The organism is Peribacillus alkalitolerans (genome assembly GCF_010882125.1).
Taxonomy (GTDB): domain Bacteria; phylum Bacillota; class Bacilli; order Bacillales; family DSM-1321; genus Bacillus_BN; species Bacillus_BN alkalitolerans.
Window position 1 is genome coordinate 399,854 of sequence record NZ_JAAGVZ010000002.1, and the last position, 19,535, is coordinate 419,388.

17 protein-coding genes and 2 pseudogenes are annotated in these 19,535 nt (G+C 39.2%); 6 read left to right on the forward strand and 13 right to left on the reverse strand.

Annotated elements, in window-relative coordinates; genetic code table 11:
- Window positions 1–48 precede the first annotated feature (48 nt).
- From G3O09_RS04275 to G3O09_RS22380, 3 genes and pseudogenes are all read right to left on the reverse strand, one after another.
- Window positions 49–909, reverse strand: a complete 861-nt coding sequence (locus tag G3O09_RS04275; RefSeq protein WP_163100234.1) for an RNA polymerase sigma-70 factor — start codon at window positions 907–909, stop codon at window positions 49–51.
- A 20-nt stretch (window positions 910–929) separates the two neighbouring features.
- Entirely contained in the window at window positions 930–2,081 is a 1,152-nt protein-coding gene (locus tag G3O09_RS04280; protein ID WP_163100235.1) for an NAD(P)/FAD-dependent oxidoreductase, read from the reverse strand.
- A gap of 283 nt (window positions 2,082–2,364) precedes the next feature.
- A pseudogene (locus G3O09_RS22380) lies at window positions 2,365–2,582 on the reverse strand (ABC transporter permease); the annotation flags it as partial.
- A gap of 337 nt (window positions 2,583–2,919) precedes the next feature.
- Here G3O09_RS22380 and G3O09_RS04290 point away from each other — a divergent pair.
- Entirely contained in the window at window positions 2,920–3,189 is a 270-nt protein-coding gene (locus tag G3O09_RS04290; protein WP_163100236.1) for a hypothetical protein, read from the forward strand.
- Between the two features lie 369 nt (window positions 3,190–3,558).
- On the opposite strand, the gene G3O09_RS04295 is transcribed toward G3O09_RS04290, so the two are convergent.
- From G3O09_RS04295 to G3O09_RS04305, 3 genes are all read right to left on the reverse strand, one after another.
- A complete protein-coding gene (locus G3O09_RS04295; protein ID WP_420850322.1) occupies window positions 3,559–5,967 on the reverse strand; it encodes an immune inhibitor A domain-containing protein in 2,409 nt (802 codons plus the stop codon).
- Between the two features lie 342 nt (window positions 5,968–6,309).
- Entirely contained in the window at window positions 6,310–7,125 is an 816-nt protein-coding gene (locus G3O09_RS04300; RefSeq protein WP_163100237.1) for an ABC transporter permease, read from the reverse strand.
- Window positions 7,122–8,144, reverse strand: a complete 1,023-nt coding sequence (locus G3O09_RS04305) for an ATP-binding cassette domain-containing protein (protein ID WP_163100238.1) — start codon at window positions 8,142–8,144, stop codon at window positions 7,122–7,124. The genes G3O09_RS04300 and G3O09_RS04305 overlap by 4 nt, the downstream gene beginning before the upstream one ends.
- A 193-nt stretch (window positions 8,145–8,337) precedes the next feature.
- On the opposite strand from G3O09_RS04305, the gene G3O09_RS04310 reads away from it, so the two are divergent.
- Genes G3O09_RS04310 through G3O09_RS22865 form a run of 3 tightly spaced genes read left to right on the forward strand, consistent with a single transcriptional unit; the run spans window position 8,338 to window position 10,092 of the window.
- On the forward strand, window positions 8,338–9,018 hold the full coding sequence (locus G3O09_RS04310) for a response regulator transcription factor (RefSeq protein ID WP_163100239.1): 681 nt from the start codon (window positions 8,338–8,340) through the stop codon (window positions 9,016–9,018).
- Entirely contained in the window at window positions 9,015–9,437 is a 423-nt protein-coding gene (locus G3O09_RS22860) for a hypothetical protein (protein ID WP_163100240.1), read from the forward strand. Before G3O09_RS04310 ends, G3O09_RS22860 begins: the two co-directional genes overlap by 4 nt.
- On the forward strand, window positions 9,415–10,092 hold the full coding sequence (locus tag G3O09_RS22865; RefSeq protein ID WP_338048401.1) for a sensor histidine kinase: 678 nt from the start codon (window positions 9,415–9,417) through the stop codon (window positions 10,090–10,092). Before G3O09_RS22860 ends, G3O09_RS22865 begins: the two co-directional genes overlap by 23 nt.
- Before the next feature lie 98 nt (window positions 10,093–10,190).
- Here G3O09_RS22865 and G3O09_RS04325 read toward each other — a convergent pair whose 3' ends face one another.
- Both G3O09_RS04325 and G3O09_RS04330 read right to left on the reverse strand, forming a co-directional pair.
- Window positions 10,191–11,945 carry a GMC family oxidoreductase gene (locus G3O09_RS04325; protein WP_163100242.1) on the reverse strand — a complete coding sequence of 585 codons (1,755 nt, stop codon included), beginning with the start codon at window positions 11,943–11,945 and terminating at the stop codon, window positions 10,191–10,193.
- Between the two features lie 270 nt (window positions 11,946–12,215).
- The gene (locus G3O09_RS04330; RefSeq protein ID WP_163100243.1) at window positions 12,216–13,109 is read right to left on the reverse strand and encodes a LysR family transcriptional regulator; all 894 of its coding nucleotides are present in this window, start codon (window positions 13,107–13,109) and stop codon (window positions 12,216–12,218) included.
- 117 nt (window positions 13,110–13,226) lie between these two features.
- Between G3O09_RS04330 and G3O09_RS04335 the strand changes: the two genes are divergently transcribed.
- Window positions 13,227–13,964, forward strand: a complete 738-nt coding sequence (locus G3O09_RS04335) for an SDR family NAD(P)-dependent oxidoreductase (RefSeq protein ID WP_163100281.1) — start codon at window positions 13,227–13,229, stop codon at window positions 13,962–13,964.
- A 153-nt stretch (window positions 13,965–14,117) separates the two neighbouring features.
- Here the strand turns inward: G3O09_RS04335 and G3O09_RS22385 are convergent.
- Together G3O09_RS22385 and G3O09_RS04345 are read right to left on the reverse strand one after the other, a co-directional pair.
- Window positions 14,118–14,267 (reverse strand): annotated as a pseudogene (locus tag G3O09_RS22385) (bile acid:sodium symporter family protein); the annotation flags it as partial.
- 52 nt (window positions 14,268–14,319) lie between these two features.
- Window positions 14,320–15,720, reverse strand: a complete 1,401-nt coding sequence (locus G3O09_RS04345) for an FAD-binding oxidoreductase (protein ID WP_163100244.1) — start codon at window positions 15,718–15,720, stop codon at window positions 14,320–14,322.
- Window positions 15,721–16,267: 547 nt separating this feature from the next.
- Here G3O09_RS04345 and G3O09_RS04350 point away from each other — a divergent pair.
- On the forward strand, window positions 16,268–16,693 hold the full coding sequence (locus G3O09_RS04350) for an SRPBCC family protein (protein ID WP_163100245.1): 426 nt from the start codon (window positions 16,268–16,270) through the stop codon (window positions 16,691–16,693).
- Window positions 16,694–16,847: 154 nt separating this feature from the next.
- Here G3O09_RS04350 and sstT read toward each other — a convergent pair whose 3' ends face one another.
- The 3 genes from sstT to G3O09_RS04365 all read right to left on the reverse strand — a co-directional run bounded on the left by sstT (window position 16,848) and on the right by G3O09_RS04365 (window position 19,364).
- Complete coding sequence (sstT, locus tag G3O09_RS04355; protein WP_163100246.1) at window positions 16,848–18,086, reverse strand: serine/threonine transporter SstT; 1,239 nt, start codon at window positions 18,084–18,086, stop codon at window positions 16,848–16,850.
- Between the two features lie 498 nt (window positions 18,087–18,584).
- A complete protein-coding gene (locus tag G3O09_RS04360; protein ID WP_163100247.1) occupies window positions 18,585–18,956 on the reverse strand; it encodes an MmcQ/YjbR family DNA-binding protein in 372 nt (123 codons plus the stop codon).
- 12 nt (window positions 18,957–18,968) lie between these two features.
- Window positions 18,969–19,364 (reverse strand): VOC family protein, encoded by a 396-nt coding sequence (locus G3O09_RS04365; protein ID WP_163100248.1) that lies wholly within the window; start codon window positions 19,362–19,364, stop codon window positions 18,969–18,971.
- Between the last annotated feature and the right edge of the window lie 171 nt (window positions 19,365–19,535).

A 19,535-nucleotide genomic window follows, 5' to 3' on the forward strand; every position in this document is an offset into this window, starting at 1 on the left:
TAACTAGATTATAAACCACAAAGGTTGGGAATCACCCAACCTTCGCAATTAACTAATATGACTAAGTTTATCAGGATTTCTCATAATATAGATTTCTTTAATCTGTTCATGCTCGAGTTTAAAACTTACCACAGTTTTCAAATGGTTTGGTTCTATAAACAAGATACCTGCTTCCCCATTCACATTTACGAGTTCGATAGTGATTGGCACTTTAGAAAAGTGTTCAAGCAAAAGTGTAAAGAAACGGAATACAAGCTTCCTTGATTGGACTGGTTTAATAGCTGCAGTAACTTTACCGCCACCGTCAGTATATAGGATAACGTCATTTGATAACCAGTTTTCTAATTTTTGAAGATTACCTTCATGGATGGCTGCAACTAGGTTTTGTACGATATCTTCTTTGCCTTCATCAATATTAGTAGATTCGACATCCATTCCTGGGATTTTGGTTTTCACTCTACTAAAGATTTTTCTACAATTCGCTTCATTTCGTCCAACGATTTCAGAGATGACTGTATAATCATATTCCAGTACTTCTCTTAAAATAAATACAGCTCTCTCTATTGGGTTTAACTTTTCGAGTAAAAACAAAACAGCGATTGAAATGACTTCCCCTTTCATCACTTCAGAGATGGGATCGTTATCCTGATATATCAGTGGTTCTGGCAACCACGGCCCTGTATACACTTCACGCTTTACTCGAGCTGATTTTAAATGGTCAAGACACCGATTCGTCACCATCTTAGATAAATAGGCTTTTTTATTTTCCACCTTCTCCAATTCCATGCCGCTCGCTTGAAGGAAAACATCCTGAACAATGTCCTCTGCATCGGTAACCGTTCCGAGTATACGATAAGCGATTGAAAACAGTAGTGGTCGATTCTCTACATAGAGTTGTTGCCATTCCATTTTGTTTTCCTCCATATCTATTAGTTAACCAAACTAGCAATATTCCAAGTAAAATCCCTCATTTTCACACCTAATTTTCCTGTAAGGACAAAATCCATGCCCCATTTTTGTGCCCAAAAAAATCCGTCTGTTGGACCTAAACCAATACAATAAAGACTTGGATAGGCTTTGTGACCCTCAATGCCATATCCTGCAAGATCAGCCTTTATTATTTTAGCAAGGCTTTTTGCTTCTGCAACGGCTTCTTTACAAGTCATTCCTGCAACTTGGCCTGTGCTTGAATCGACAATATGAGCACAATCCCCAATCGAGTATATATTTTTACACCCCTTCAATCGATACCAAGAATCAATCAAAAGTTTTCCATGATCCATCAAAGGAAGCCCTAGATCCTGTAGACAAGGGTGTGGTTGCATTCCCACTGTCCAAATGCAATAATCAGAAGCCATTTCAGAACCCTCATTGTAATAGATTTTACTGTTTTCAAATTTATGCGCATTTATATGATGAATTGTGGTAACACCTGAATTTTTTAACCTTTTTTCTAAATTCCGGCTCACTTTTTCTGGGATATCAAGCATCAATCTATCATGTTGATTCAAAAGATAAATTTCTACATCAGAGGCTTTCAACCCTTTTTGTTCTGCTTCATTTCGTAACCAAGTAGCGATTTCTGCTGATGTCTCAATTCCGGTTATCCCAGCTCCAATAATGGAAATTCGGAGCTTCGATTTATCCGACAATTCATTTAAGAGATCCTGTCTTATTTTTCGTGCATTTTGAAGACTGCTTAATGTGGTCCCACCGTAAATTGGATTTACCTCTTTTATCACACTTCCTAGAGTCATGATCATTAAATCGTAATGTAAATGAATCATTTCTCCATTGACATCAAGCACCTCAATCTTTTGCTTCTCATGATTGACGGCTTTTAATTCTCCCTGAAGGAATTCAACCCCATCTGTACAATAGTTTGAAAATGGTATAAATAACTCAGAAAAGTCTTCATCCACAATGCCTTTAAACAATTTCACCTTTTTAAAATGATTAGGCTGCTTATCTATTAAGACAATTCTATAATCTTTATTAAATTTTTCCTTCTTTAATGCATCAATTGCATTGATCCCTGCATAACCTCCGCCAATAATCACAATGGTTTGTTGTTTTTTCATCTTAATCGCTCCCTTTTTCCTTTTTCAAAAACAAGACGAATCAGGCGTCTTAGTTGTGACATCGATTGGAAATAATTGAAGAAAAAAACACCCGATTTAGGTGTTAGCATGAAGTGCGATTATGCCTTCTATATGCAGACAAAGGCACTACTACTAATGAACCGATAAATCCTTATTTAATTTTTGAATGAAAAGCTTGATGGAAAATGCACGGTTCACTATATGCTTCCACAATAAATAGAGCCCTATATGTAGGGCCTATTATTCTAGTAATCATTCAATTTCACGTCCGGCGCATATAGGCACGTACTGTTATAGGTGCAAATATCGCCACTATGACAGCAGCACCGATGAGGGAAACAGAAAGATCCCATCAAACGTTTCCTTTATTTACAAGTTCAGGGACAGCAGTGATAAGATGTGGTGCGGGTTGATCTTTACAAACCACTGGAGCAAGTCGGGCATGGTATCAACCGGCTCAAAAGCATTGGAGAGAAAAGTGCAGTTCCTACAGTAGTCATGGTTGTTCCCATAGTTGCCAATTACATGGTCAAGATGTTGAGGACTTAATATCAACAGGGGTATGTATTACAGGAGATCTTTCAGCTTTTTTTTACTGTTCAAAAAACCATATTTACTTATACTTATGATACGGTTCACCTTATCGATTCTAACTTAGGTTTAACCTAAGAATAAGGTAAACTATACGATTTTTGGATCTAAAAACGCGGATTCTGACTCATTTGCTTTAATTTTATAGTATTAGGGCATATGCCCAAACCCAATAGACTACTTAGGCATATCCTTTAGGGTATAAAATAAATAGGAGGGATTTACTTTGACTCATTTCATTGACTTCAATGATCAACGAATACGCCCTGGATTTGGATTCGGTGGTTTTGGTAGACCTGGTTTTGGCTTTGGTAGACCAGGCTTTGGCTTAGGCTTAGGCTTTTTAGGAGGTCTTGCTGCTGGTGCACTATTGGCCCCAGGACCTGGATATGGTTATGGTTATGGTTATGGTTATGGTTATCCACCATACCCTTATTATCCGCCATACCCGTACCCATACGATGCAAATTATAATATTCCATACTCTCCTTACTAAAACGTAAATATAAAACAGAAAAAACGGAGCGCCTTCTTTGGCACTCCGTTTTTAATTGAAACTGAGCTGTTCATTTGGTTAGATAAGAACTGTGTTTTAATAATTATAATTGTTTTTTTCTTGTGATATTTCTCTTATAAAACTCTTTTCAAAATTCTTTACGTAAATGTTCTTAACTCCGCCTACACCTCTAATTATACGGTATGATGGCTTTACTTTTAGGCATTGACTTTACAATATGTAAGTTTGATCCACGTCACCATATTTATGACATTTCAGAGGAAAAACTCTTAATTTTAGTAAAAGGTGCATCCGAGTACAAAAAAAGAGATTAGCTCCTGTAAAGGAACTAACCCCTCTTTTTGATGTTTATTTAAAGATTAATATTTTACCTACAGTTCCGTCAGCACTTTGCCCCACTACGCGAAACTTTAATCCGTATTTTGGAACATTTCGTCCAACATCTGGATCTTGAGGGTTGCTATAATCTTGACTATCGTCAAAAAGGGCATTACTTTGAGTAAAGTTATCTTTCATGTAGAAAGATGAATCACCAATTGTTACATTGCTACCTTTATTTAAGCTAAATGCAGCATCATGCATTTGGTAGCTGTTTGAGCCAAGGAGCTTATTAATTTGATAGAAATCATTAGGATCCTTCCAATTCTTATTATGCCAGATATTGTTATGCTGGTCTGCATCGACAACACCTAAGAATCCATCACCAGGATGGTAGCCAGGTCCTGTCCAGTTATTATCATATTTATTATCTACATACCAAACCACAAGACCCTGATCATATGATAGCATTGTTCCTCTACGGTTAACATTGGCTAAACCTGAATCGGAGCCGTTATGAGATCTCCATTCTAATAAGTAGTAGTGACTTGTTTCTTTTTTACCAGAATCTTTCGAGAATCCATCAAGGGTAAATTTCGATGTTCCTTCTGCATCGTCAGTTAGAATCACATAACCGTCAGCTGTAACCTTTACATCCTCAACATAGAAACCTGGAAGTGCAACACCCGCATCAGCATCATAATTGAAGCTTAATTCAATAGTCTGACCAGCGAATTGAGATAAATCAAAAGTGGCATCTACCCAACCGTTCGAATCACCTGTAATTCCATTGCCTGGATTACCTTCATCATAACCCGGATCCGTAGTAGTGATATTTCCTGGAATCGTCTCTCCATTTACTTGTACAGAACCATAATCATAACCTTCTTCGATGGAGTACCAAGTTTTAAAGCTAAGTTGAGCAGTAGTAGCATTCGTCAATTCAACTGTAGTTGACATGCTATTACTTAAATCATTAGCGCTGCCACTGAAATACTCAAATTGCCCACTTGTAGGTGTGTTTACAACTGTTACTTTATTTGGAAGGTTTACTTTAACAACATCATGGTTTGTTCCTTTTGAACTTGCCTCGTCAAGTAGGACCTCTGTCCCTTTAGATGTCACATCACTCAAATTAACTGTAGTTCCTGATTGCCAATTTGGTGTAAACGTAGCTGATGTCATTGACTCCTGGAAAAACGCTTTTGCATTTGGGCTGAAGCCTGATGGTTCTGTACCTGGTATTTTACCTGCCCAGCTTCCACTTGACATGATTGACCAGTAGCTAACCGGTTCACCTGAGCCACCATAGGTGGTATCATATTCATCCGGATAGCCTAAATCATGACCGAATTCATGGGCGAATACTCCAGCTGCCCCGTCTTCTGGCTCAATGGTGTAGGCGTAGGCGCCTAAATTCCCACCCCAATAAGGGACATCAGTGCTCGTACCTGGAATTGTAGCCACTCCACCTAAATCCCAACTATGAGACCATATCGCATCTTCACCAATTTTACCGCCTCCAGCTTCTTCACCGACACCAGAGTGAATGACCATAAGGTGATCAATGATTCCATCCGGTTCACGCGTGTTACCATCTCCATTTAAATCAAAAGGATCTTCTATATCATATTTATTTAGATTTACTCCATTACTAGCTGCCTTTGTTAAAGCTTCGTAAACTAAGTTCCTTGGTCTCACATCATTACCACCATTAGCAGTATGCGCACCATAATAGGCCGCAGGTTTTGATGCCCTATACCATCCAGCAACCTCACCATCAACAGTATAACTACCACCAGATTGTTGCTCATAATATTGCTTCATTGAAATTTTTGTTTTTCCGTCAGGTCCAAGATAACCATTTTCACCAAAAATCATATCTTGATAGTGTTGATGAGAATACGCATCAGAACCACTATAATACATATCTGTTTCATCTGGTGATAATTGTCCATGTGGATGGTCAGGGAAATCAATTAATAGTACAAGTACTTCATCTTGTCGTTTAGTTCCATCCCATTTTTCTTCTTTAACAGAAGAAACAGTATTTTGTTTTGCTACTCCTAATTTATTTCCTTTACCTTTATATATACCGTTACTTTCCATGTTTGCTTTAATTTGTTCTGTTAGAGCAGCACGATTTTTCGCAAAAGTATCGGTTTCTTTATTTGCTGCAGAAGCTACCGCTAGCTTATGTAAATACTGCTGCAATGCCTTGTCTGCTTCAGCAGCGGTGGCATTTTGTGGAATGGTTCCGTTTTTCTTTAACATTTCAATCAGTCTGTTCTCGTTTGCAATGGCTAAATCAATGGGTGCTACTTCATTAGCGGTAGCCTCCTTTATTACTTTCTCATGATTCATAACACCTGGTGCAAATGCACTAAATACAAGACCTGCTGATAAAATTGGCGTCGTAATTCTTTTTTTCCAATTCAAATGTCCATTCCTCCTAATTATTCTATTATTCTACCATTGAAAAAATAAGACTTAATTCCCCCTTACTTTGTAGGATATAAGACTATTCCATTATACAACTAATCTTAATTTTTTGAATGTTTTAATTATTTAAAATCCATTTAAATTATCGACAAAATTTTACAGCTCAACTTATTTCCTCTTTCTGGTTGTTGGACCCAAAGTTTAAGAAGTAATCCTTTTTTATCAACTTCACTTAAAAACCTCATTTACTTATGGTACGGTTCATCGTAGCACATTGTAGATTCCAAATTAAATAGAACCCTTGATTAAGGGTCCTATAAATCTAGCTATCATTCAAATTTACGTCCTACGCATGTAAGCACGTACTGTAATAGGTGCAAATATCGCCACTATGACAGCAGCTCCGATGAGGGAAACAGAAAGATCCCATCCAACTTTGCCATTGTTTACAAGTTGACGGACAGCAGTGATAAGGTGTGAGAGCGGGTTGATCTTTACAAACCACTGGAGCCAGTCGGGCATGGTATCGACCGGAACAAAAGCATTGGATAGAAACGTGAGCGGGAACAGCGCAAGCATTGATATCCCTTGTACGCTAGAAGCAGTTCGCGCAATCACACCGAAGAAGGCAAAAATCCAGCTTATTGCCCAGGAACAGACAATGACGAGAACTCCTGCAATGACAACGTTACCTAGACCTCCCTCTGGCCTGAAGCCCATGATATACCCCATGGCAAAAGTAAGCACAGTCGCAATGGTATACCGGATTGTATCTGCCAACAGCGCGCCAGCCAACGGCGCAATACGCGCAATCGGAAGTGATTTGAATCGATCGAATACGCCCTTATCCATATCCTCTCGTAGCTGGACTCCTGTGACAATGGATGTTGTAATCACCGTTTGCACGAGGATGCCGGGAATGATGACCGGCAAATAGGCCTTCACGTTACCTGAGATGGCACCGCCAAATATGTAGGTAAACATTAGGGTGAAGATGATAGGCTGGAGCGTCACGTCGAACAATTGCTCGGGTGTACGTCGTATCTTCAGCAAGCCTCGATAAGCCATTGTAAACGAATTTCGAACTGTCTGGCCAAAACTCGTGTTGTTTTTCAGTTGGCTGTTGGCACTTGTCTGATATGCTGTATTGTTCATCCTCTTACCTCCTCTAACTCGGCCTTTTCTTCTGATGCGCTAGAAGCGTCATCCTGCGCGCTATGGCCAGTAATGGTCAAAAAGACTTCATCGAGGGTCGGTTTCTGCACACTCAGCTCTTCCAGATGGACTCCCGCTTCTCGGAGAGCGATCAACAAATCTGTGACCCGGTCCGCATCCGCCAACGGTGCAATAATCTTCCCGCCTTCAGATGACACATTAGATTTGGCTTGGAGCACCTTTTCTACGATGTGACGTGCATTATCAATATCCAGCGAATTTTGGATTCTTAAATGCATGGATGAGCTGCCAATAGATGCCTTCAACTCATCGACGGTACCCTCAGCAACGACTATACCTCGATCGATTACCGCGATTCTGTCAGCGAGTTCATCTGCTTCTTGTAGGTATTGCGTAGTTAACACGACAGTCGAGCCTGTCTTAACCAAACGGCGGATCGTATCCCACATTTGATTACGTGTACGAGGGTCAAGTCCCGTAGTTGGTTCGTCTAAAAAGATTAGCGGTGGCTGTGCAATGAGACTTGCCGCTAAATCCAGTCGGCGACGCATACCGCCAGAAAAGTTTTTCAACGGACGCTTCGCTGCTTCCGTTAACCCAAATTCCTCCAGCAACTCCTCTGCCTTTTGCTTTGATTCTGCCCGCCCCAACCCTAGTAGCCGGGAGAAAATGACCAAATTCTCGGTAGCGCTTAACGACTCGTCGACCGAGGCATACTGACCAGTAACCCCAATCAATTGACGCACGATTTGGGACTCCTTCACGACATCATGCCCAAAGATGCGAGCCGATCCAGCATCTGGTCGTAACAAGGTCGCAAGCATTCTGATTGTAGTCGTTTTGCCTGCTCCATTCGGACCAAGTAAACCGTAGATGGTACCAGCTTTCACGTTCAGATTAACTCCGTCAACCGCACGATTCTCTCCAAAATTTTTAATAAGTCCGTGAGCTTCAACAGCCCATTCACCAGTATTTGGCTTTAATTGATTCATTTTCATACCTCCTCAATCACTACATACATGGTAACAGGCCTTTATGAACTGAATATGAACTTCCCAACCCATAAACACTCCACTTTCTTGTTCATATTTAGTTCATAAAAAAGGAGTATGCTAATAAGACTTGAATATTTCTTATGGAAGTAAAATTTTACAGTTCGTTCATAATCAATTTGAAAAAGGATTGAATATCATGACAAAAATTTTAATAGTAGATGACGACCCTCATATTCGTAAATTGGTTCATGTCATTTTGACTGAGGAAGGCTTATCGATTCTGGAGGCGAAGGATGGGAATGAAGCGTTAACCTTGCTTGATTCCGAAAAAGTCGACCTTATCATTCTTGATATTATGATGCCAAACATGGATGGCTGGGAACTTTGTCGGAATATTAGAGCTTATTATTCTGATTCCCTCCCAATCTTGATGCTGACCGCAAAGGGAGAAACAATCCAAAAAGTAAAAGGCTTTGATTTAGGGGCAGATGACTATTTGGTCAAACCCTTTCATCCAGCTGAATTAGTTGCAAGAATAAAGTCATTACTCAAACGGTACCACATAATTCTTTCAAATAAGGTGAAAATCGGACCTGTAGAGCTAGATCGCTCTACCTACCATGTGTTTGATGGAAAGAACGAACTCCCATTGCCCCTTAAGGAATTTGAGCTTTTATATAAATTCGCAGCATACCCTGGTAAAACCTTTTCAAGGGAACAGTTGATTGAGGATATTTGGGGTTATGATTACAAAGGGGACGAACGAACAGTGGATGTTCACATAAAACGACTCCGCCAGCGTTTTTCCGAGGAGGACTGTCCATTTAAAATTACGACGATTCGCGGGCTTGGTTATCGTTTAGAGGTAAAAAAATGAAAATCATCGGGTTGTTAAAAAAAATCGGTGAGTTTTTAGCCATTTTTCTACTATTATATCTATGCTGGACGATAGCTTTTTTCCTTACCCCTTGGTTATTAGACGTTTTTTCAATCAATGGTTTATCTTTCTATATGAATCAGATCATCAATTCCTTTTTGGGATTTTTCCTCTTTGGTCTTATCATGTATGGGATTTCACTTATTAGCTTTGTACAAGAAAAGCAGAGCCGTTATTTCCGTCCCATGGTTGACGCTATGAAAAATATGGCTCAAGGGAATTTTAATGTAGATCTTTCTTGGTACAAAAAACAGATTGGGAATCGAAAACATCCGTTTCATGATTTAGTAGAAAGTATTACCCAAAATGGCAAAAGAGCTAGGAGAGATGGAACAAATGCGCCAAGAGTTTATTTCTAACGTTTCGCATGAAATTCAATCCCCACTCACCTCCATTTCAGGATTTGCTCATACATTAAAAAATGACCAATTATCTCATGAAGAACGTAGGCACTACCTACAAATTATTGAGGTGGAAAGTATGAGGCTATCAAAGCTAAGCGATAATCTATTAAAACTTACTTCGTTAGAGTCCGATCATACGCCATTTGAGCCAAAACCCTATCGCCTAGATCAACAATTACGTAGAGTGATTCTTTCGAATGAACCACATTGGAGAAAGAAAGACCTTGAAATGGATGTTTCTCTTGAAAAAATGACCATCCATGCTGATGAAGAACTGATGGATCAAGTTTGGATTAATTTAATCCATAATAGTATTAAATTCACACCCAATAATGGGAAAATATCGGTAAAATTAATAAACCATGATATGGATAAGGTCATGGTGATGATTAAAGATACGGGAATTGGGATGACGAAAGAGGTCCAAATGCATATCTTTGAGCGTTTCTATAAGGCCGATCCATCAAGGAACCGCTCATCTGAAGGAAGTGGGTTAGGACTTGCCATTGTAAAGAAAATCATTGAACTGCATAAAGGTGATATCCAGGTTGAAAGTTCGCCTAAAGAAGGAACAGAAGTACTAGTGATGTTGCCTGGTACACAAAAATAGCAGACAACTAAAAAGGAAACCGTTTTTAAAAACGGTTTCCTTCACTATTTCATTAGGAAGTGGGAGTGGCATCCTGCAAATTGTTTTTTTTTATTATATTAATCTACTGATTCAAAATCCTCATCATCTGCAACATATGGGTGGCGATTATTTTGAATAATGCGAGCTGCATTTAATCCAATGATTTGAGCTGGGATCGACGTATTGCCGTCTGGCAAAATAGGCGCTATAGATAGGTCGGCTACTTTAAGGTTTTTTGCACCGAAGACATCTAGGTATTCATTAACAACACCTTCCTGAATGCTTTTCGCCATTTTACATTGCCCACCATAATGGAAGAAGTTCGAATAAGAGGCTCGTACAAAATTCGCTAGCTGTGTTCTTTTTTCTGCTACGTTAGGATTTGTAAAGACACTTTCAGGTGGGTATACCACATCACCAATACCGCTATTCATATTAGTTCTAGCCTTAACAATGATGTTGTACATGTTGATATATTGATCCACCAAGAAGTTTAGATCATTTGTAGTATCCTGCAATGGATTGAAGGAGAATGTTGGAAGAGCTTCAGGGTCACTATGGGAAGCCATAATGGTTCCCCTGCTTCTTGGATTAAGGTCTATTAAACCAAAACTCATAATGTTGATTGGCTTATTCAATATATCAAATTCCCACCCATTTTTAGCCACTTCCGCAGAAGGAAGAAAGAGTGGTGCCGGTGCTCCTAAAATTTGAAGGCGACGGCCTTCTAAACTATCCCTATTTTCAGCTACAAAAGCGCCTAGAGCAATCGGTTGATTAATGTCAACTAATAATGGTATTACCTGATTTGTATCTAACTGGACACCAATACCGGCATACGCTTGAGTTTGCAGATGGTAGCCTACGTTAGGATTTTCAATCAATGGAGTAATTCCTGCATTTATCAAATCACTGGATTTTCCTATCCCTGATCGTTGCAGTATGACGGAAGATAAAAATCCTGCAGAAACGATTATGCCTTTTCGGGCAAACGTTTTATGATAAATACCGTCCTTGACATATTCGACTCCAATGGCGATTTTCTCTCTACCCTTATTCTTAAATAAAACTTTATTCACAGTCGTTTTTGCGAAAATGATTAGCTTTCTCTTTCCAATCCCTAGCTCATCTGGATTAAATTCATTCCCCTGAGTCACAATACTCTCATTTAAATAACCTGTTGCTGTCGATGAGCGGGTTATGTTAATGCCAACCTCTTTCTGAATAAATTGATTTTTGTAAAAAGTACAGTCACGAACACCTGTGTTATAATCGTCTACAATATCAATATCCAATACAGTGTTGGTTGCATTTACTAAATTTTGAATAATACTATTCTGAGGAATATGCTGCTGCCTAACAAATACTGGCCCATTACTCCCCCTCTCAATCGGGCTTTCTGTTGATCCCGTATAGGTTTCATTTTCGATAAACAATGGACTTACTTGGTCGTAGCTCCAGATGTCGGGATTACCAACAATGGCATCCCATTGATCATACAACTCTCTACTCCCGCGGACAGCATACATTTCGTTCACTTCTGAGCTCCCGCCAATGACCCTTCCATTGACCGTAAGGAGCTGTCGTCCTATAGAGGTCTCAAAAGAAGAATTAAGGTTAGAAGCAAATTTATTATTACTGTGAAATTCTATTGCCCTTAAAACGCTCGCACTATTTAACTGAGCTGTACTATTTATTCCAGGCTCTAGTACTAGCACAGAAGTATGTTTGTCATCTGTTAATTTCTTTGCTACTACCCCACCTGCTGTTCCAGCACCAATGACAATGTAATCAAAAACATTCTTATTATGTTTTTTCTCTTTAGATCCCATGAAATCTATCACTCTACTTTCTTGTATATATTGACCTTCCTCGTATCATGATATGAAGACAATCTCTTTTTGATAGTAATAGTGCCTTAAGTAATCTATCTATTTTATGATCTTAGTAACTTTCATAGTTTATGTTCAATAATGAATACAAATCGAACAAATTAAATAACCCAATCTTACTTTGTCTAGTAAGATTGGGTCTTTATTTCTACTATTTAAATTGGTAGGCTTGCCAATTGGCTACTTACAAAGTAGATTAACTAGCTTAGCTCATGACCCAGATTGTAAAGTTAATTCCTGCTTTAAATAGTTATATAGCTTTTGACTCGCCAACTGGAATGGGTACGCCGATTCCTTACATAAAATCCCGAATGTCATGTGGATGAGGCTGCCACTAATCCTCTTAAACGTTGTCCCCGGTGTTAAAGGTTCTATCGAAATTTTAGGGACAAGTGCGATTCCTAATCCCTTCTCTACATAAAACTTCAACGCTGTCATACTCCCGATCTCCATAGTGTCGAGCTTCACATTACCTTTTTCCTGTAAAACCATCTCCAGCTTCCTACGATAAGGACAAGTTTCTAAAGTGACGAGCAGACGATTCCCCTGGAAATCTTCCGGCACGATTACCTCTTTATCCGTAAGCGGATGGTTTTCGGGCATTAAGGCGACGAACTCTTCCTGAAATAAGGGCTCAAAATATAATTCGGCGCCTATGCCAGGTGCCGTACAAAGCGCAAAGTCGATTTCTCCTTTGAGGATTCGCTCGCTAAGGACCGGTGTATTGGAGATTTCCAAGGAAATGTGGATGTTCGGATAGATATCCATAAAATACCTGAGAATGCCAGGCAAACGATAGCTTGCAGTTGGCTCCGTCACCCCTATTCGAATATGTCCAGCATCACCTGATTTCAAATCGGATAAGCTAGACTGAAGCATCTCCATGTTTTTTACAATTTGTAAGCTCTGGTCGTAAAAAATTCTGCCAGCCTCCGTAAGGCTGATTTCCTTACCTCGCTCAAACAACTGAACATCTAATTCAGCTTCAAGCTTTTGAATTTGCATCGTGACAGTAGATTGCGCATAGTTCATTTCTTGTGCGGCACGAATAAAACTTCCGTATTTCACGATCATTTGAAAGGTTTTTAATGTTTTAAAATCCATGGATTCATTCCTCAATTCAATAAAATTGAACAACAGCTTCAATTAGTTCAATTATACAAAACACCAATATCGAAATACAATGAAACCATCGAAACAATCAGGGGGAATCGATTTATGATGGAATTAAAGAACAAAGTGGCTCTCGTTACGGGAGGCGGTACTGGGATTGGCAGAGCAACCAGCATCGCCCTGGCTAAACGCGGGGCATGGGTTATTGTGAACTATTCGCGCTCTGAGTCAGATGCTGATGAAACCGTAAGATGGATTAACGGCGAAGGAGGGAGAGCTATCGCCATACAAGCTGACGTATCCAAGGATCATGAAGTGAGAGCTATGATCCGAACAGCTGTCCAGCATTATGGTACAATCGATCTGCTCGTTAATAATGCCAGTATCACTAAGCACATTCCAATGGATGATTTGGAGAGTGCAACGGAGGAAGTATGGGATGAGTTGTTCGATGTGAATGTGAAAGGGATGTTCTACTGCGCACGAGCTGTCGCTCCATTCTTGAAGATGCAAAAAGGTGCGATCGTGAATCTCGGAAGTATTGCTGGAAATACCGGATTGGGCTCCTCGCTTCCGTACGCCGTATCCAAAGCAGCCGTACATGGACTGACGAAATCGTTAGCTAGGGCTCTAGCTCCGGAAATACGAGTGAACTGTATCGTGCCTGGAGCTGTGGCGACAAGATGGTGGGCAGGGAAAGAAGACCAAATGAATCGTCTCGCACCCCACCTTCCTTTGCAGCGTATATCATCACCTCAAGATATTGCCGACATGATTTGCATTGCCTTGGAACAGGAATCGATGACTGGTCAGATCATTACGGTGGATAGCGGTCAAACTATGTAGAACTCTAGCTTCGGTGACAAAAGTTTGAAAGAGACCTTTTAAGGCCACTTTCATGTTTTCCCTACTTTTTAGGGGTAAAGTTTGATGATTTAATAGTTTCGGATTATGAATTTGTATATGTTCTTTTTAATCTGTTACCTGCTCACCTATTGATTACTCAACCTTCACCGGTTTCTTCGACCAATAAGTAGCAAGAATCGGTCCAGTGAAATTGTGCCAAACTGCCGCCACTACACTAGGAAGTGCCACAAATGGTCCAAAGTGTGCAGTGGCTAATACTACACCTAAAGCTGAGTTGTCTAGTCTTTATCTGCGAAATACTTTCCGACGATCGTGCTGATTGTTTCTAAAAGCTTCATAAAGTTGCCTTCTCTTTTTTCACCTTGAATTTTTTATTTGGATTCAGAAGCATTTCTGGATCAAGCGCTTGTTTAATTCTTTCCATGACCAGCAACGCATTTCCGTGTTCTTTCTCTTGATATTTCACTTTACCGATGCCCACACCATGCTCTCCTGTACAGGTCCCTCCACGCTCCAGTGCATACAGAACAATCAATTCGTTTAATTCTTCCGCCCTATTCAATTCTTCAGGATTGTTTAAATCAATCATTAAGAGTACATGGAAATTCCCATCCCCCACATGGCCTACAATCCCACCTGGAAGAGCTAGTGAATTCACAGCATTTCTCGCATGTTCAATGGCTCCTGCTAATTCTGAGATTGGTAAACAAACATCCGTTACCATCAGCTTTTTCCCAGGATATCCATGGACATAGGCATAAGCCAAGTTATGACGTGCTTCCCACAATTTATTAAGTGCAGCTTGATCGGACTCAAATTCAATACCTTCACAATTGTGATCTGCCACAATTTCCTTCATAAATTCCACGTCCTGCTTTAAACCCGCTTCGTTTCCATGGAATTCTAGAAATAGTGTAGGCTGTTCTTTATATGACGTTTCATTATGTAAGTTTACTTGTTTCATAGAAGGTTGATCGACAAGCTCACAACGTGCGATGGGTATACCCGCTTGTAATATACCCACGACCGCTGAGACTGCATCAAGGACGGTTGGGAAGGATGCTCTCCCACCCATAACAAATTCTGGGATTCCGTATACTTTTAGTGCCAATTCCGTAAAGCAACCTAGTGTCCCCTCTGAACCTACAAAAAGGTTGTTTAAGTTATAACCAGAGGAAGACTTTGCAGCTAAATTCCCCGAATGTATCACCATTCCATCTGCAAGAACTACCTCTAAATCTCGTACTTGGTCACGCATTACCCCATACCTAACCGAAGTTGTTCCACTTGCATTGGTAGCTGCCATGCCACCTAGAGTTGCATCTGCCCCTGGGTCAACCGGGAAGAACAAACCATATTTTTTCAGCTCTTTATTCAGCTGTGTTCGTGTGACTCCAGGTTGAACTTTTACGAGAAAGTCATTTTCCCTGATTTCTAGTATTTTATCCATGAGTGAAAAATCAATCGTAATCCCATGGTCATAAGGAATAACGTGCCCTTCCAAGCTTGTACCTCTACCAAATGGAACAATTGGTACTTTAAACTGACTTACTATTTTCATAATCTTGCTCACTTCTTTTGTCGTTGTCGGAAAAACCACAATATCCGGCAAACTAGGAGCATGATACGATTCATCCTTGCTATGCTGTTCTAATATGGTTTGATTAATCGTGACTTGCTCTTCAGGAAGAACACTTCTTAGTGCAGAAATCAAATCATTGTCTATTGTTTTCATAGTCATTTCCCCCTTGATTATATTTAATTGGTTTAATTTATTGGCTCTTTTCTAAAAGATTGTTGTTTTATTATTGGTTTTATAAAAGGAAACGGTTAATAACCAGGTTGATTTAAGTGGAATGTGGGAGACTCCTGCGGGAGCAGCGGGACAGGTGAGACCCCACAGGGGTTAAGCGCCGAGGAGGCTCACCGCCCGCCCCGCGGAAAGCGAGCATCCTGGAGCTGCAATCAACCACTTCATTGTAAAATTGCAACAAAGTTTACGAAACAGCCAATTTAATTAGTTATACCAATCTGATTCTAATAAAAACGGTTTCCACTTATATCCCATTGTACTAAATATTCGGAAAAAACAGGATATAAATTGACCTATTACTTCTAAATAAAAAGGTATTGTCACCTTAGGATGGAGAACCAAAAAGAACATGACAATAACTCATACTTTGTAGAAGTAGCATATCTTCTTAAAATCATCTACAATATAGACAGACATCTTATGCGGAAAACCGAAAATAATAATCGTATTAAGAGAGGCGGTAAATGTAATGGAAACATCTCAAAAAGTTACAGTACAAACGACAGTTCAAGCACCAGTAGAAAAGGTATGGGAATTTTGGACAGAGCCAACTCATATTACAAAATGGAACACTGCTTCTGAAGAATGGCATACACCAATTGCTGAGAACGATTTACAAGTAGGTGGGAAATTCCATTCACGGATGGAAGCCAAAGATGGCAGTTTTGGTTTCGATTTTGGTGGAATTTATGATGAAGTGAAATTACATGAGGTTATTGCTTATACACTGGGAGATGGAAGAAAAGTTAAAATTCTCTTTAAAGGTCAAGATAACGTAACCGAAATTATAGAAACTTTTGATGCTGAAACTGCGAATCCAGTTGAGCTACAAAAACAAGGATGGCAGGCGATTCTAGATAATTTTAAAAAATATACAGAGAAAACACCTCTTTAATTAAAGAGTTGCTCTAGTTAGGTGGCGAGTATCCATTAACAACGGATACCGCCATTTTTTATTACGATTATCACTAAAGTTCTTACTATAATAAAAAAACTACACCCTAACTGTTAGTCGAAACTAACAATTGAGGTGCAGTTCAGATTAATCATTAAGCTGCTTTTTGAATATTGATATTTTTACCTTTTTTGCGCCATTCCTTATACTCCGCTGTAGCTGTGAAAAGTACGTCTGTAGATGAGTTAAGTGCTGTTTCAAAAGAGTCTTGTAAAACTCCAATGATAAAGCCGACACCTACTACCTGCATCGCAACGTCAGCTGGGATACCGAATAAGCTACATGCTAAAGGTATCAGTAGTAAAGATCCGCCAGCAACCCCTGAAGCACCACATGCACATATCGCTGACACGATGCTAAGTAGGAATGCTGTAGGAAGGTCGACCTCAATTCCAAGTGTATGAACTGCTGCCAGTGTTAAAACAGAAATGGTTACAGCGGCACCAGCCATATTGATCGTTGCACCTAACGGAATGGATACTGAATAACTATCCTTATTCAACCCTAGGTTTTCACATAATTTCATATTCACAGGAATGTTTGAAGCTGAGCTACGTGTAAAGAATGCTGTAATTCCGCTTTCCTTTAAGCACTTGAATACAAGAGGGTAAGGATTTTGACGAATATATGCGTATACAATGATTGGATTAACAACAAGTGCCACAAGTAACATACAGCCAATTAAAACAACCAGTAATTTACCATAGCTTAATAACGAATCAATTCCATTTGTAGTAATAGACTCAAATACTAGACCCATAATTCCTAAAGGTGCAAACTTAATTACCCATGTAACGATTTTAGATACAGCATCTGAAAAATTAGAAATCAAAGTTTTAGTCGTATCAGACGCATTTTTCAATGCCAATCCAAGTAGAATAGCCCAAGCTAAAATTCCGATATAGTTCGCATTAAACAGTGCTTTTACTGGGTTATCAACTACGTTTAAAAGTAATGATTTAAGAACCTCTACAACCCCACCAGGAGCCGTGAAACCTTCAGCACCCTTTGCAAGAGTTAAGCCTACAGGAAAAATAAAACTTATAATAACGGCGATTAATCCAGCTAAAAAGGTTCCTAATAGATATAGGACGATAATAGATTTCATATTCGTTTGGTTACCACTCTTGTGCTGGGCAATAGCTGACATTACCAAGAAAAGTACCAATACAGGTGCGATAGCTTTTAATGCTCCGACAAATAATGAACCAAAAATGACAACAGGTTTTGCTAAATCCGGGATCGATACAGCTAAGATAATACCAATAATCAAACCAATAATAATTTGTTTTACTAGACTCATTTGAGTCCATGTCCTCAGTATACTTTTCATAGATGTTCCCCCACTAGTTAAAGATTTATGTAACCTTGCTAATTTCGAGCACCTTCGATAGAATTAAGTCTACTATTCAAATCGAATAATAAATGACTTTATGAAATAACGCCCCACCTCACTCCTAGTATTTTTCCTACAACGATGCTTTATCAGTGTCTTTTTAAGGGTAATTCTTTTAGCGGTCAAATTTCTTGATGATATGTTTCTATGATGGTTGACCCCCCATCTCATTCCACTCAGCAAAGACAACTGTATTTCTATTAAATAGTATTATAATGAGTATTTTGATATATTACAATATCAATATTTATATTTTGATATAGAACACCTTTAAATTATATCGAAGATTAATGAGACAAACACCCGTACAGCAGCTTTTTCTACTTTAAAAAAATATTATTTCAAATGCAAAAAGAAATTTTTTATGAATTCAAATCTTAAATTGTAATAGCACAGTAAACGTAAAAAAAGAAAGACAGATAAATCCGCCTTTCTTCATTTCTTATGTAACTCCATCCAATTTTTAACCAAACGCTTAGGTGCCGCACGTAAATAGGCTTCTTGAATTAGATCGGTTAATTCATCCCAGACTTTCCCGTCGGGATTTTGAATAGATACCCAACCGTGATGCCCTATGTATGGGGTTTTGGAAAAATGCTCTCTTTGAAGCAATATTGATTGTGTTTCCCTATCTGACTTGAACGACAAGCTGAATCCTTTTTCGCTTTCACCTGATATCACAAAGGATTTTCCATTTATCTTAAAAGTTTTGTGGCCAAAACCGTCGACAACCTCAACCGCTTCAGGCAGTGCAAGACAGATATTGCGTAGCTTTTCAAGCATGCCTGCCGTGTCTTGTATTTTCATCTTTTATTCCTTTTATTTCGCATTGGTATCAGGTTGATGAATTCCAATAATATTGCCTTCAGTATCAATATAGTATCCTTGCCACGCCATTCCAGGCAGGGCAAATTTGGCCATTGCCACCTTGCCTCCATTCTCAAGAATTTTAGCTTCGGTAACATCGTAATCTTCCACACCCATTGTACAAGCAAATCCATTTATAGCTTGGTTTGGTTCAGGTGCAGCACCTTGCCTTTGCATCAAAGCTCCATTGATCCCCATTTCATTCTCATCGCCAGTCACTGCTCCAAAGTAAGGCATACCTGCAAACTCACTCCAATCTTGGAATGACCATCCGAATACCTCTCCATAAAACTTCTTTGCCCGCTCCATGTCACTCACATGAACTTCGAAATGAACTAATCTTCCCATAAGTGCCTCCTAGTAATTAAAGAATTAACTATTAACTTTAATCATTCTTGTGTAATCGCTTACATATGTCTATTTATTATTATAACGGGTATGGATATAAATTCAAATTATTTAAGAATATAGTATTTTATTGATCGCACTATTTGTTTCCACAGAATTACTTACCTTCCG

Bases quoted from the DNA above. Each gene is read 5' to 3' on its own strand.
- G3O09_RS04360 (WP_163100247.1), bottom strand. From the start codon at position 18,956: ATGAAAATACAAGACACGGCAGGCATGCTTGAAAAGCTACGCAATATC.
- G3O09_RS22865 (WP_338048401.1), top strand. From the start codon at position 9,415: ATGCGCCAAGAGTTTATTTCTAACGTTTCGCATGAAATTCAATCCCCA.
- G3O09_RS04365 (WP_163100248.1), bottom strand. From the start codon at position 19,364: ATGGGAAGATTAGTTCATTTCGAAGTTCATGTGAGTGACATGGAGCGG.
- G3O09_RS04325 (WP_163100242.1), bottom strand. From the start codon at position 11,945: ATGGGATCTAAAGAGAAAAAACATAATAAGAATGTTTTTGATTACATT.
- G3O09_RS04345 (WP_163100244.1), bottom strand. From the start codon at position 15,720: ATGAAAACAATAGACAATGATTTGATTTCTGCACTAAGAAGTGTTCTT.
- G3O09_RS04335 (WP_163100281.1), top strand. From the start codon at position 13,227: ATGGAATTAAAGAACAAAGTGGCTCTCGTTACGGGAGGCGGTACTGGG.
- G3O09_RS04280 (WP_163100235.1), bottom strand. From the start codon at position 2,081: ATGAAAAAACAACAAACCATTGTGATTATTGGCGGAGGTTATGCAGGG.
- G3O09_RS04300 (WP_163100237.1), bottom strand. From the start codon at position 7,125: ATGAACAATACAGCATATCAGACAAGTGCCAACAGCCAACTGAAAAAC.
- G3O09_RS04310 (WP_163100239.1), top strand. From the start codon at position 8,338: ATGACAAAAATTTTAATAGTAGATGACGACCCTCATATTCGTAAATTG.
- sstT (WP_163100246.1), bottom strand. From the start codon at position 18,086: ATGAAAAGTATACTGAGGACATGGACTCAAATGAGTCTAGTAAAACAA.
- G3O09_RS04350 (WP_163100245.1), top strand. From the start codon at position 16,268: ATGGAAACATCTCAAAAAGTTACAGTACAAACGACAGTTCAAGCACCA.
- G3O09_RS04275 (WP_163100234.1), bottom strand. From the start codon at position 909: ATGGAATGGCAACAACTCTATGTAGAGAATCGACCACTACTGTTTTCA.
- G3O09_RS04330 (WP_163100243.1), bottom strand. From the start codon at position 13,109: ATGGATTTTAAAACATTAAAAACCTTTCAAATGATCGTGAAATACGGA.
- G3O09_RS22860 (WP_163100240.1), top strand. From the start codon at position 9,015: ATGAAAATCATCGGGTTGTTAAAAAAAATCGGTGAGTTTTTAGCCATT.
- G3O09_RS04305 (WP_163100238.1), bottom strand. From the start codon at position 8,144: ATGAAAATGAATCAATTAAAGCCAAATACTGGTGAATGGGCTGTTGAA.